Genomic DNA, 13,433 nt, shown 5'->3' with positions numbered 1-13,433 from the left:
GAATCGGCCGTTTCAGCGCTATTGCAAGCACTGCGGCGCCAGGGGAATCGCCGCGATTTTGCTCCGGCAAAGCGAGCCGCGAGGAGACCTCCGAACTCAAGCAGTCCTGAATATGGCAACCGCCGCCGACAGCCGCCGAGCCTGATCCTCGAGCGAACTCGCCGCGGCGGCCGCCTGCTCGACGAGCGCGGCGTTCTGCTGGGTCACCTCGTCCATCTGCGATACGGCCCGGTTGACCTGATCGATCCCCGTGCTTTGCTCGATCGCCGCCGATGCGATTTCGCTCATGATCGAGCTCACGCGCGTAATCGCGCCGACGATTTCGCCCATCGTCGACCCGGAGCGCTCGACTAGCTGCGCGCCCGTCGTGATCCGCCCGGTCGACTCGTCGATCAACGTCTTGATTTCCTTGGCGGCCGCGGCGCTGCGCTGGGCGAGCGAGCGGACCTCGCTCGCGACGACAGCGAAGCCGCGCCCTTGCTCGCCGGCACGCGCGGCTTCGACGGCCGCGTTCAGTGCGAGGATATTCGTCTGAAACGCGATACCCTCGATCACGCCGACGATGTCCGCAATCTTGTGCGAATCGCCGACGATCGCCTGCATCGTATCGACGACCTCGCGGTTGAGCTCGCCGCCTTGCGCGGCGAGACTCGAAGCGCCTTGCGCGAGCTCGCTCGCATGCTTCGCGTTGTCGGCGGTCTGCTTCACTGTCGAAGTCAGTTGCTCCATGCTGGCCGCCGTCTCCTGCAACGATGCGGCTTGCTCTTCGGTGCGTTGAGAGAGATCGGCGTTGCCGGCCGCGATCTCGCTCACGCCCGTATCGATCGCCTGGGTTCCCTGCCGCACGACGTCGACCGTGCCGATCAGCGCTTCTTGCATCGTCCCGAGCGCCGAGGCGAGTTTGCCGACCTCGTTGTCGCTTTCCGCAGCAATGCGGCCCGTCAGGTCGCCACGCGCGATACGATCGAACTGCTCGATCGTGGCATCGACCGGATGCACGATCGCGCGCATCAATATCGCACGCGCGAACCAGGACAATACGAGCGCAAGCCCGATGCCGACAGCCACCGCGGCGCTCACGAAATGAAAGCGCGCATGCGCCTCGCGGTAGCGTTGCTCGCCGCTGTCGACATGCAGGCGTTCGAGCGCCTGCATCGCCTTTTCGTAGCCGTTATAGAGAAAGGGCAGCTTATGCGACTGCAGTTCGAGGAACGTATTGCGGTCTCCCGCTTTCAGCGCGGCCATTGCAGGCTCGACGCCGTCATGCAGGAGCGCATCGCGCTTGTCCTTCATGTCCTGCAAAAGACGCTGCACATTATCGTCGTCGCCCGCGATGCTCACATAGTGAGCAAGCAGCTTGTTCGACAACTGCAAGTACTTATCGAATCGCGTCAGAACCGCTTCGGCGCCCTTCTGATCGTTCAAATCGGTTAAAGACGCGTAAGTCGCAAGGGCAAGCCGCAGGCGCAGCAGCTGCCCCGCGCTGCCCTCGAGATCGGCGACGGCGGGGGTATCGATCGTGTACATCTGCTGTAGCGACTCGTTGCTCGCGCGCAGCGAGAGCAACCCCGCTGCGGCCCCGATCAGCAAAACGACCGCAAAAAAAGCGACTAACGCCGTCAAGCATGCGCGAATCGACAGCTTCTTCAACATCGGTTATCTCCCGTAATCTCTCAGTGGCCCCGGCAGGAAACACTGCCTCATGAATTACGGCAGATTCAGGAAAAACTTAACCGAGTTAAGGAATTTCCTACGATTACACGAGCTTGCGCACCCCTTCGGCTTTAACGTCGCGCTCCTCGACATCGAGCGTCCGATTGGGCTGCATCGTGAACGAAAGGACGATGCCGAGCGCCATCAACGCCATCGAAATAATGAACGGCAGGTTCCAGTTTCCGGTGCGGTCGATGAGGAAGCCGCCCACGACGGGGCTCACGATCGCCGCGAGCGCCGAGCCCGTGTTCATCACGCCGCTCGCAATTCCGGAGTGCTTTGGCGCGATGTCCATCGGCACCGCCCACATCGGCCCGATCGTCATTTCGTTGAAGAAGAACCCCGCGCTGAGGCAGCACGCGGCGAGCGTGATCGACAGATCGGACACGAACATGATCGGCGCGAGCGAAAGCAGAGTGAGGAACATGCAGATGCCGACCATCAGATTGCGCGCCATGCGCACGTTGCCGCTTTTCTTGAGGATCGCGTCGGTGAGGGAGCCGCCGAGCCAATCGCCGAGCACGCCGGCGAAGAAGACGCCCGAGGCGAAGATCGCCGACTTCGTGAGCTGCATGTGATAGTTGTGCAGGAAGTACTGCGGAATCCAGCTCAGGAAGAGCCACAGCACCCAGCCGTAGCAAAAGTAGACGGCGGTGACGGGCGCCATGCGGGCGAAGAGACGCCGCCACGGCGTCGCCGGGCGATTCTTCGCGCCCGAGTAGGTCGGCAACGCGGCGCATTCGTCTTCGGTGATGCGCGGATGCTCGCGCGGGTTGTCGCGGAAATACCAGATCCAGGCGATCGCCCAAAGGAAGCTCAAGATGCCGGTGATGATGAACGCGCCGCGCCAGTTCGTCGCGATCATGAGCCAGCCGATGATCGGCGGCGCGACGGCATTGCCGATGCGCGACGCGGCGTGCGTGATGCCCTGCGCCATGCCGCGCTTCTCGGGCGGCATCCAGTTCGACATCGCTCGCGTGGCGGTCGGGAACGTCGCCCCTTCGCCGAGACCGAGCAGCAAGCGCGCGACCAGCATCGAGGCGAGGCCGCCCGCGAGCCCGGTCAGCACCGTGGCGCCCGCCCAGATGATGCCGCAAAGGGCAAGCGTGCGGCGTGGGCCGAACCGGTCGCCCACCCAGCCGCCGATGATCTGAAACACGAGATACGGATAGGCGAACGCGGAAAACACGAGGCCGATCTGCGTATGCGACAGGTGCATCTCCGGACCGAACGCGCTCGCCGCGGTGCTGACGTTCACACGATCGACGTACGTGATGAAGTACATCACGCATAGAAGCAAGAGCACTCGCATCGTGGCACGACGAAACATCATGGTCTCCTTGCTAAGTAGTGCTGCGTTCATGAGCTTCAATTCAAACCGCCGAATCCGACTGCGACTACGACTTCATTCGTTGCGCTCGTCGCCGCACGCGCATTGCTTCAATCGTCCGGCAACGCCTGCGCCAGGATGCGTGCCACATGCAGTGCTTCCCTTTGCGCTCCGTCGGCGATTTGATGGCGACAACTCGTGCCGTCCGCGACGATGAGCGCATCGCCCGCTTCACGCACGGCCGGCAGCAGCGATAGCTCGGCCATTGCCATCGACGTTTGATAGTGCTCGGCCTCATAGCCGAAGCTGCCGGCCATTCCGCAACAGGACGATTCGATCGTGCTGACTTCGAGCTGGGGAATCCAGCCGAGCACGACCTCGGCAGGACGCAATGCATCGAACGCTTTCTGATGGCAGTGGCCATGCACGAACGCTTTCGCATGCGAGAGCGGCTTCAGATCGAGCGCGAGGCGCTGCGCGGCGTTTTCGCGAACGAGAAACTCTTCGAAGAGAAACGATGCGGCGGCAAGACGCTTCGCCTCGTCGCCGAAGCCGTAAGCGAGGAACTCGTCGCGCACCGTCAGCAGGCAAGACGGTTCGAGCCCGACGATCGGTATACCGCGGTCGATGTAGGGCATGAGCGCGTCGAGCGTGCGTCGCGCTTCAGCTTTGGCCTCGTCCACACGCCCCGCTGAAAGGAAGGTCCGCCCGCAGCAAAGCGGGCGCTCGCCGTCTTTCGTGTTGAAGTGCACCGTATAGCCGGCCGCCTCGAGCACGCGCCGCGCCGCCCGCGCATTGTCGGGCTCCATATAGTTGTTGAATGTATCGACGAAGAGCAACACCTCTTTGCCGCGGCTCACTGGCCGATTGCTTAGGACTGCCGACGAAAGGAACGGGCGAGTGAAGCGAGGGAACGCCCGCGTCGGGGCGAGGCCCAGCCGCCGCTTGACGGCGCGCGCGAATGCCGGCGCTTTCTCGATCGCGGCGACGAGCGCGGGCGCGCGGCTCGCGAGAGGTGCATAGCGCGGGAGGAACGCGACTAGCCGATCGCGCAGCGTCGTGCCGTGCTCCGCATTCCATGCGGCACGCGCCTCGATCTTGATCCTCGCCATATCGACGCCGGTAGGGCAGTCGCGCTTGCAGCCTTTGCAAGAGACACAGAGGTCCAGTACTTCCTTCACGTCGCGGCTCGCGAGCGCGTTGTGCCCATCGTCCGCGAGTTGGCCCGAGAGCGCGAGCCTCAGCGTGTTCGCGCGGCCGCGCGTCAGATGCTGCTCATCGCGCGTCACGCGGTAGCTCGGGCACATCGTGCCGGCGTCGAACTTGCGGCAATGGCCGTTGTTGTTGCACATTTCGACGGCTTTCGCGAGGCCACCGCTCGCGTCGCCGCCGGAGCCGGCCGGGCCTTCGTCGCCCGTGAGCGGATCGCGCGTGACGTTCCAGCGCGACCAGTCGAGCCGTGGCTGCCATGTGCTTTCGCGATAGCTCGGCGAAAAGCGGAACTTGACGGGATCGTCCATGCGCGGCGGATCGACGATCCGGTTGGGACTCATCCGGTTTTCGGGATCGAAGAGCACCTTGATCTCGCGGAACGCCGCGTTGATGCGCGGCCCATATTGCCAGGCCACCCACTCGCCGCGGCACAGACCGTCGCCGTGCTCGCCCGAATACGCGCCCTTGTACTCGCGCACCATCGCGGCGGCTTCTTCGGCGATCGCGCGCATTTTTCCGGCGCCGTCGCGACGCATGTCGAGAATCGGCCGCACATGCAGCGTGCCGACACTCGCATGCGCATACCAGGTGCCTTCGGTGCCGTGCTTATGGAAGACTTCGGTCAGCCGGCGCGTGTACTCGGCCAGATGCTCGAGCGGGACGGCGCAATCTTCGATGAACGAGACGGGCTTGCCGTCGCCCTTCATGCTCATCATGATGTTGAGCCCGGCCTTGCGGACTTCCCACAATGCCTTTTGCTGCGCGGCCTCCGGCATCTCGACGACCGAGCCCGGCAGGCCGAGATCGGCCATCAGTTCGACGAGGCGCGCGAGCTGCGTCAACTGTGCGGCTCTGTCATCGCCCGCGAACTCCACGAGCAAGACGGCTTGCGGCGAACCTCTCAACGCCTTTTCGATGACGGGGCGGAACGCATCGTTCGACATCGACAGGTCGATCATCGTGCGATCGACGAGCTCAACGGCCGACGGCCCGAGCCTCACGATGTGCTGCGTCATGTCCATCGCCGCGTAGAACGTCGGGAAATTCACGACGCCTAGTACTTTGTGCGTGGGCAGTGGAGCCAGCTTCAGCGTGAGCTGCCGGCTGAACGCAAGGGTGCCTTCCGAGCCGACGAGCAGATTCGCGAGATTCGGCTCGCCGTCGCGGCTGTAGGGCAGCGGGTTCTGGCAGTCGAAGAGATCGAGGTTGTACCCCGCCACACGCCTTAGCACTTTCGGCACGCGCTCGCGCAACTCGTCGCGCTCGCGCTCGGCGATGCGGCGCACGCCTGCAATCAGTTCGCGTGTGCGAGCATCGTTCGGCATCTTCGAGAGTGCGGCGAAACGTGTCTCGTCACCGTTGGCCAGCACGGCGTCGATCGCTTCGACGTTGTGCACCATGATGCCGTACTCGATCGAGCGGGAGCCGCACGAGTTGTTGCCGGCCATGCCGCCGATCGTGCATTGAGCGCCCGTCGAAACGTCGACGGGAAACCAGAGTCCGCAAGGCTTGAGCCATGCGTTCAGGTGGTCGAGCACGATGCCGGGCTCGACGGTGACGGTGCGCGCGTCTTTGTCGAAGTCGACGATCCGATTGAGCCATTTGCTCGTATCGACGACGAGCCCTTCGCCGACCGTTTGACCGCACTGGCTGGTTCCGGCGCCGCGTGCGAGTACGGCGGCCTTACTGTCGCGCGCGATTTCGAGCGCGAGGCGCAGGTCGGCCTGGTCCTTCGGGACCACCACGCCGATCGGCATGATCTGATAGATCGACGCATCGGTCGCATAGCGGCCCCGCGAGGCTCGATCGAACAGGACGTCGCCCTTCAGTTCTTTGGCGAGCCGAGCCGCGAGCGGCGTCAACGCGGCACGCGCGGAAGCGGGCATCAGTCGGATCGGTTGGACGAGTCCCGGCGAATGATCTTTGCGCATCGATATCGCGATCGGTTGAGTCAGGCGAGGGCCAGCTCGGTAGACATGACGATTACGCCGCGACCTTCAGCTTCGGCTTCGCGACATGCTTCACGAGGTAATCCATCGCCGCGGCCACGCCGCTGCCGGCGAGCTTCACGCCGGCCAGCTGCAAGCCCATTTCGCAACCGGAGAGCGTCGCCATCAGCGTGAGATCGTTGCATTCGCCGAGGTGGCCGATGCGGAACATTCGGCCCTTGACCTTGCCGAGCCCTGTGCCCAGCGACATGTCGAAGTGCTCGTAGATCAGCTTGCGCACGGCGTCCGCATCGACGCCCTCGGGCATGATCACACCGGTTAAAACGGGCGAGTAGACAGCCGGATCGGCGCACTGAATGTCGAGCCCCCACGCGGTGACGGCCGCGCGGCATGCCGCCGCGAGCCGCTGATGGCGCGCGAAGACGTTCTCGAGCCCCTCCTCGAGGATCATGTCGAGCGATTCAGACAGCCCGTAAAGCAGGTTCGTGTTGGGCGTATAAGGCCAATACCCCTGCTTGTTCATTTCGATGATCTCGGACCAGCCCCAGAACGCACGCGGCAACTTTGCAGTGCGGCTCGCTTCGAGCGCCTTCTTCGACACGGCGTTGAAGCTGATGCCGGGCGGCAGCATCAGGCCTTTTTGCGAGCCGGACACCGTCACGTCCACGCCCCATTCGTCGTGGCGATAGTCGGCCGATGCGAGGCCCGATATGGTATCGACGAGCAGCAGCGCCGGGTGCCGGGCCGCATCGATCGCGCGGCGCACGGCCGCGATGTCGGAGGTGACGCCCGTCGATGTCTCGTTGTGCACCACGCACACCGCTTTGATCGCATGGGCCGTGTCGCCGTTCAGGCGAGCTTCGATCATCTCGGCCTGCACGCCGCGCCGCCAACCCTCGATGCCGGGCAATCCGAGAAACTCAGGCTTCAGCCCGAGGTTTTCGGCCATCTTCTTCCACAGCGTCGCGAAGTGGCCGGTTTCGTACATCAGCACTGCGTCGCCAGGGGAGAGCGTGTTGCAAAGCGCCGCTTCCCACGCCCCCGTGCCCGAGGCCGGATAGATCACCACGGGCTGCGTCGTTTTGAAGATCGTCTTGATGCCTTCCAGGACCTTGCGCCCTAGAGCGCCGAACTCCGGCCCGCGATGGTCGATCGTCGGATAGCTCATCGCCCGCAGGATCCGGTCCGGAACCGGGCTCGGGCCGGGAATCTGCAGGAAGTGGCGGCCCGCGGGATGGAAGTCGAGCTTCAACATGGTGCAGGATCCTTTGAATTTTGCATGCAAAAAACTTTAGCCTACGATGGAGGGGAAGGAAAGCGATATCGGGCCTAGGGAAATCCCTGGCCGGATGCTGGTGCCCGCCAGTGCGTAAAATCGGGATCAAAGTAATCGCGGAGTTATGTATGCAAGAGGCGGATACGCTGCGCGACAAGGTCGTGGTGCCCTTGTTGCCGAAAGTCGAACGCCAGCGTTTGCACGACATGGTGGTTGAGCATCTTCGGACCTTCATCGTCGAAGGCGTGCTCGTGCCCGGGATGAAGCTCAATGAGCGTGAGCTCTGTGAGCGGCTCGGCATCTCGCGCACGCCGCTGCGTGAGGCGCTGAAGGTGCTCGCGGCCGAGGGGCTCGTCGAAATTTCACCGAATCGCGGCGCCACGGTATCGAGCATGACCGAGGGCGAGATTCGGGAAATGTTCGAGCTGATGAGCGGTCTGGAGGCGTTCTCGGGCGAGCTTGCCTGCGAGCGCATCACCGCGGCGGAGCTGGCGGCCATCAAGGCGCTTCATTACGAAATGCTTGCCTGCCGTGAGCAAAACGATCTTTCGGGGTACTACGCGCGCAATCAGGCCATTCATGATCGGATCAACGAGGCGGCGCGCAATTCGGCGCTTCGGCAAGTGTATGTGTCGATGAATCGGCGGTTGCAGGCGCTACGCTTCCGATCGAACTTTTCGACGGCGAAGTGGGACAGCGCGATTCATGATCACGACGAGATGATTCGGGCGCTCGAGGCCCGGGATGGGAAGCGGATGGGGGCGATCCTGCGCGCGCATTTGTTGGCCAAGCGGGATGCGGTGTTGGCTCAGGAGGCGGGGGAAGGGGGCGCGCCGCGATTTGCAGAATAGACCTATGTTCTCACGTTAATTCGCCGTTTAGAGCGCGACCGATCTGAACGATACTTGGCCCCATTGGACATTGCTCCAGCCCGACGGGGCGCCCAGGCGTTGCTTGCGCGTCCATGCGAAGCAAAAAAGCTGCACCAGACAATCGACGGCGACTGCATACCGCTTCGAAGGAGGCTCCGTCAACGGATGAAAGAGGCCCCCAATGACACGATCCTTCGACGGTATTGGCTACGACGATTTCCGTCGCATGGCGAGCGACGAGTCGCTCAGCCTGCATGAGCGGATCGGCTTTCCGGATTCCTACAGGGAAGGATACGAGGCTGCGATATTTGCCGATATCGCCAGCAAGCTTTCCAATCTAGACGGCGCTTCGAAGAAGATTCTCGATATCGGCCCGGGTTGCGCCGGCTTGCCCAGGTTGCTCATCGAGCACAGCGTTGCACGTGGACATGAGCTGGTCCTCGTCGATTCGGCGGAGATGTTGGCGCATCTGCCGGACTCCGACGGAGTGATCAAGGTGCCGGGCTTCTACCCGAATTGCGACGCGGCGCTTGATGAGTGGAAAGGAAAGTTCGACGCGATACTGTGCTACAGCGTATTTCATTATGTGTTCGTGGAGGCGGGCTTCTGGAAGTTTCTCGATTATTCGATCGAGCTGCTCGCTGAGGGCGGGCAGTTGCTGATTGGCGACATTCCGAATGTGTCAAAGCGCAAGCGCTTTTTCGCCAGCGAAGCGGGTGTTCGATTCCATCAGTCATTCATGAATACGGCCGACGTGCCCGAAGTCGATTTCCGGGCCGTCGAAAAAGACAGAATCGACGACGCCGTCATCCTGGGACTCATCATGCGCGCCCGCGCTCAGGGCTGCGATGCCTATTGGCTGCCACAGCCGTCGACGCTTCCGATGGCGAACCGCCGTGAGGACGTCCTTATCGTCAAGCCTTGAGAGGCCGCCATGCCCAATAGAAAACTCGTGATCGTCGGCGACTCCGCGTTTGCGGAAATTGCGCGCGAGTACTTCGACCACGATTCGGATTACGAGGTCGTGGCTCACGCCGTCGAAGAATCCTATCTCAAGCGACCAGAGCTGAACGGCCTGCCCGTCGTGCCCTTCGAATCCGTCGAGCGCCAATTCGCGCCGGCCGAGCACGACATTTATGTCGCCGTCACTTACGGTCAGTTGAACCGGCTGCGGACCCGATTGGCGGGGGCGGCGAAGGGGAAAGGGTATGCGCTCGCTTCATACGTGAGCTCGCGAGCGTTCATTTGGCGCAACGTCGATCTCGGCGAGCATGTGTTCATTTTCGAGGACAACACGGTCCAACCCTTTGTGCGACTCGGCGACAACGTCGTTCTTTGGAGTGGCAATCACATCGGCCATCATAGCGTAGTGCGCGAGAACGTCTTCGTTTCGTCGCATGTGGTCATTTCAGGCTTCTGTGATATCGGCGCGAACTCTTTTCTAGGGGTGAACGCGACGATTGCAAATAACGTCACGTTGGGTGCCGACAACTGGCTGGGTCCGAACACGACGATCATGAAGGACACCGAGCCCGGCGCGTTGTTCAAAGCGGAACATGATGCCGCGGCGGCCGTTTCCGCCTATCGGTTCTTCAAGGTATCCGCATGAAGTGGCTCAAGCACGGCGTGGTGTGGCAACCCTCCGGCGAAGCATGGTGGGCGCGCACTCATGCGACGTGTCCCACACCAATCTGGATCGACGAAAGAACGCTTCGCGTCTACGTCCAATGCCGCGACGAGGACAACGTCGGCCGCATCGGCTATGTCGATCTCGATCCGGAGGACCCGCGCAAGGTGCTCCGTCAGTCGGCGGAGCCGGTGCTGGACGTAGGGCAGCCTGGCGCCTTCGACGATAGCGGCGTTTTCCAGACGTCCGTCCTGCGCGTTCCCGATGGCCGGCTCTTCATGTACTACGTCGGCTTCGAGCTTTGCCGAAAGATCCGATACCGGCTGCTTACTGGCTTGGCCGTCAGCGATGACAACGGAGAGACATTCGTTCGAGTGCAGACTACGCCGGTCCTCGAGCGCGCGCCGGGCGAAGAACACTTTCGCTGCGGGCCGTGGGTCATGATCGACGACGGGCGCTTTCGCATGTGGTACGTCGCCGGCGGCTCATGGGAGCAAATTGGCGATAAGCGCATGCCCGTCTACGACATACGATACGTGGAGTCGGATGACGGCATTCAATGGCCCTCGAGCGGGCAAGTCACGCTGCCAGTGAATCTCGTGCACGAACACGGCTTTGGCCGGCCCGTCGTTCGCCGCGGGACCGATGGCTATCGGATGATCTACTCGATCCGTCGCCGGGATCCTGCTGCTTACCGGATGGGATACGCCATTTCGTCAGATGGCCTTCACTGGCAGCGCCGAGACGATTCAATTGGGATCGATGTATCCCGCGAGGGTTGGGATGCGGAATCGATCGAGTTCGGGGTGGACATCCAGACAGCCGGCAAGACGTGGCTGCTTTACGATGGAAATGACTTCGGCGGAACCGGATTTGGTATTGCGGAGCTTGTCGAGGCGTGATGAGAGCGCGTTTTTTTCAAGCCGATGACGCACTCCGCTGGGACGACTTTTGCGCGCGTTGCCACGGGGCGACGTTCCTGCATTCATACCGGTTTCTCTCCTATCACGGCGACAGGTTCGCCGACCGGTCGATCATCATCGAAGACGGGGAAGATTGGCTCGGCGTCATCCCCGCCGCGCGCCACCCTTTCGACGAAGACGTCGTCGTGTCGCATCCCGGCGTCACTTACGGTGGCATGCTTCACGACGGTCGCTTGCGCGGCGTGCAGATGATTGCCGCGCTCGATGCCGCGGCAGGACTCTGGCGGTCAGCCGGGTTCAAGCAATTGCGGTACAAGTGCGTGCCCCACATCTACCAGGCCGCGCCTGCGCAAGACGATCTTTACGCGCTTTTTCGTGTCGGCGCGGTCCGTTACCGCTGCGATTTGTCGAGCTGCATTGATTTGCGCCATCGTCTCCCCGTGAGCGGGCGACGCTTGCGCGCGCAAAAAAAGGCAAGCCGTGCCGGCATACTCGTCACGAGAGGCAACGAGCGTCTGCCCGAGTTTTGGGCCGTGCTCGAAGAGAACTTACTCCGCAAGCATTCGGCTAAGCCCGTCCATACGCTCGATGAGATCGAGATGCTGGCTGAGCGCTTTCCAGACCGGATCCGATTGATGGCGGCGACGCTGAACGGCAACGTCGAAGCAGGAATCGTGCTGTTCCTTTCGGAGACCGTCGCCCACGCGCAGTACATCGCCTCGAGCGAGCCAGGCTACGAGGTCAATGCGCTCGACGCTGTTTTTGAAGAATCGATCGAGCAAAGCCGCATGGCCGGCAAACGATTCTTCGATTTCGGGATCAGCACGGAGGACGACGGCCGTGTGTTGAATGAAGGATTGAACCAATTCAAGAACGAGTTCGGCGCCGGTGGCGTGGTCTACGAATTCTATCAATGGGACCTTCGGGGGAATGACAATGGCGCTGAATGACTGTCGAATAATCGAGCTGCCCAAAATCGCAGACCCGCGCGGCAACCTGACGTTCGTCGAGGGAAGCAATCACATCCCCTTCGAGATCCGGCGCGTCTACTACCTCTACGACGTTCCTGGCGGCTCCGACCGTGGCGCGCATGCCCACAGGCAACTGCATCAATTCGTGATCGCGATGTCGGGAAGCTTCGATATCGTCCTTGACGATGGCGATCGCCAGCGGCGATTTCATTTGAATCGCTCGTACTACGGTCTCTATATATGCCCGATGATGTGGCGTAAGCTCGACAATTTCTCTTCGGGCGCCGTATGCATGGTGCTCGCGTCGGAGAACTACAGTGTCGAGGACTACATACGAGACCACGATGAGTTTCTCGAACTGGCGCGCGCTCGCACCGGGCTGCGCTCAGTGCGGGGCAGCATCGGGAGTGGCGGGCCTGCAAACACATGATGGCAATCGATTTTCTCGATCTGAAGCGGGCCAACGAGCCGCACGAAGCCGCGATTCGCGAAGCGATGGAGCGGGTTGTAGCGTCAGGCCGCTATATCCTCGGCGAGGAGAGCGCGGCATTCGAGCGCGAGTTTGCCGAGTACTGCGGCGTCGCCCATTGCATCGGTGTCGGTAATGGGCTGGACGCGTTGCAACTTATTCTGCGTGCGTACGGCATAGGCAACGGAGACGAAGTCATCGTTCCGTCGACGACGTTCATTGCAACCTGGCTCGCTGTGAGTCAGATCGGCGCGCGCGTCGTGCCCGTCGAACCCGATCCGCGCACATGCAACATCGATCCCGCGCGCGTCGAGGCTGCCATCACGTCGCGTACGCGAGCCATCATTCCGGTGCACTTGTATGGGCAACCGGCCGATATGGAGCCAGTGAACGAAATCGCGCGGCGGCACGGCATACGCGTCATCGAAGACGCTGCGCAGGCGCACGGGGCCCGCTACCGTGGCCGGCGAACCGGGGGGCTTGCGGACGCGGCAGGATTCAGTTTTTACCCTGGCAAGAACCTTGGCGCGCTTGGCGATGGCGGGGCGATCACGACCAATGACGATCAGTTGGCCGCCGCAGTACGGAAGTTGCGCAACTACGGCTCAAGCGTCAAATATCGGCATGAGGTGGCAGGTGTCAATTCAAGGCTGGACGAACTGCAGTCGGCGATTCTCCGCGTGAAGCTACGACAGCTCGATGCCGAAAACGAGAGGCGGGCCGAACTCGCTTCAGCGTACATGAGTGCGTTGACGCCAGCGGGAGCGCTGCTGCAGCTCCCGCACGTCATAGCTGAATCGGCACCGGTTTGGCATCTGTTCGTGGTCAGGACGCCGAATAGGAACGCTTTGCAGGCGCGTTTGAGCGCGAGAGGCGTCGGCACGCTGATCCATTATCCGATCGCGAATCATCGCCAGCAGGCGTATGCAGGCGAACGATGGCCGGACCTTCCGATTGCGGATCGCTTGCAGAACGAAGTGCTCAGTCTGCCGATGGCGCCCTACCTGACGATCGACGAGATTCGAGTCGTCGCCGCAGAGGTGCTCGAGTTCTTTTCCTGACTGGCTCAGCGACAACAACGCTCAAAACGG

11 protein-coding genes are annotated in these 13,433 nt (G+C 62.1%); 7 read left to right on the top strand and 4 right to left on the bottom strand.

Translation table 11 applies throughout. The annotated features are described in order from the left end of the window. Positions 1 to 96: 96 nt before the first annotated feature. The 4 genes from AB4Y31_RS08980 to AB4Y31_RS08965 all read right to left on the bottom strand — a co-directional run bounded on the left by AB4Y31_RS08980 (position 97) and on the right by AB4Y31_RS08965 (position 7,459). Positions 97 to 1,653 carry a methyl-accepting chemotaxis protein gene (locus AB4Y31_RS08980; protein ID WP_368673646.1) on the bottom strand — a complete coding sequence of 519 codons (1,557 nt, stop codon included), beginning with the start codon at positions 1,651 to 1,653 and terminating at the stop codon, positions 97 to 99. 103 nt (positions 1,654 to 1,756) lie between these two features. After that, entirely contained in the window at positions 1,757 to 3,046 is a 1,290-nt protein-coding gene (locus AB4Y31_RS08975; protein ID WP_368673645.1) for an MFS transporter, read from the bottom strand. Positions 3,047 to 3,153: 107 nt separating this feature from the next. Continuing rightward, the gene (locus AB4Y31_RS08970) at positions 3,154 to 6,186 is read right to left on the bottom strand and encodes an FAD-binding and (Fe-S)-binding domain-containing protein (RefSeq protein WP_368673644.1); all 3,033 of its coding nucleotides are present in this window, start codon (positions 6,184 to 6,186) and stop codon (positions 3,154 to 3,156) included. A gap of 52 nt (positions 6,187 to 6,238) precedes the next feature. Next, positions 6,239 to 7,459 (bottom strand): alanine--glyoxylate aminotransferase family protein, encoded by a 1,221-nt coding sequence (locus AB4Y31_RS08965; RefSeq protein WP_368673643.1) that lies wholly within the window; start codon positions 7,457 to 7,459, stop codon positions 6,239 to 6,241. A 149-nt stretch (positions 7,460 to 7,608) separates the two neighbouring features. Here AB4Y31_RS08965 and AB4Y31_RS08960 point away from each other — a divergent pair, with 149 nt between their 5' ends. The 7 genes from AB4Y31_RS08960 to AB4Y31_RS08930 all read left to right on the top strand — a co-directional run bounded on the left by AB4Y31_RS08960 (position 7,609) and on the right by AB4Y31_RS08930 (position 13,403). Further along, a complete protein-coding gene (locus AB4Y31_RS08960) occupies positions 7,609 to 8,331 on the top strand; it encodes a GntR family transcriptional regulator (protein ID WP_368673642.1) in 723 nt (240 codons plus the stop codon). A gap of 202 nt (positions 8,332 to 8,533) precedes the next feature. Continuing rightward, a complete protein-coding gene (locus AB4Y31_RS08955) occupies positions 8,534 to 9,277 on the top strand; it encodes a class I SAM-dependent methyltransferase (protein WP_368673641.1) in 744 nt (247 codons plus the stop codon). 9 nt (positions 9,278 to 9,286) lie between these two features. Then, positions 9,287 to 9,961, top strand: coding sequence for an acetyltransferase (locus tag AB4Y31_RS08950; protein WP_368673640.1), 675 nt, complete (start codon positions 9,287 to 9,289; stop codon positions 9,959 to 9,961). Then, positions 9,958 to 10,881 (top strand): hypothetical protein, encoded by a 924-nt coding sequence (locus AB4Y31_RS08945; protein ID WP_368673639.1) that lies wholly within the window; start codon positions 9,958 to 9,960, stop codon positions 10,879 to 10,881. Before AB4Y31_RS08950 ends, AB4Y31_RS08945 begins: the two co-directional genes overlap by 4 nt. Next, positions 10,881 to 11,852: a GNAT family N-acetyltransferase gene (locus AB4Y31_RS08940; RefSeq protein ID WP_368673638.1), complete on the top strand. Its 972-nt coding sequence runs from the start codon at positions 10,881 to 10,883 to the stop codon at positions 11,850 to 11,852. Before AB4Y31_RS08945 ends, AB4Y31_RS08940 begins: the two co-directional genes overlap by 1 nt. Beyond that, a complete protein-coding gene (locus tag AB4Y31_RS08935) occupies positions 11,839 to 12,303 on the top strand; it encodes an FdtA/QdtA family cupin domain-containing protein (protein WP_368673637.1) in 465 nt (154 codons plus the stop codon). The genes AB4Y31_RS08940 and AB4Y31_RS08935 overlap by 14 nt, the downstream gene beginning before the upstream one ends. Continuing rightward, positions 12,303 to 13,403, top strand: coding sequence for a DegT/DnrJ/EryC1/StrS family aminotransferase (locus AB4Y31_RS08930; protein WP_368674460.1), 1,101 nt, complete (start codon positions 12,303 to 12,305; stop codon positions 13,401 to 13,403). The genes AB4Y31_RS08935 and AB4Y31_RS08930 overlap by 1 nt, the downstream gene beginning before the upstream one ends. The last annotated feature ends 30 nt before the right edge of the window (positions 13,404 to 13,433 follow it).

The sequence above is a fragment of the Trinickia sp. EG282A genome (assembly GCF_040965455.1).
Taxonomy (GTDB): Bacteria; Pseudomonadota; Gammaproteobacteria; order Burkholderiales; family Burkholderiaceae; genus Trinickia; species Trinickia symbiotica.
This window is presented reverse-complemented; position numbering and strand designations above follow the sequence as displayed.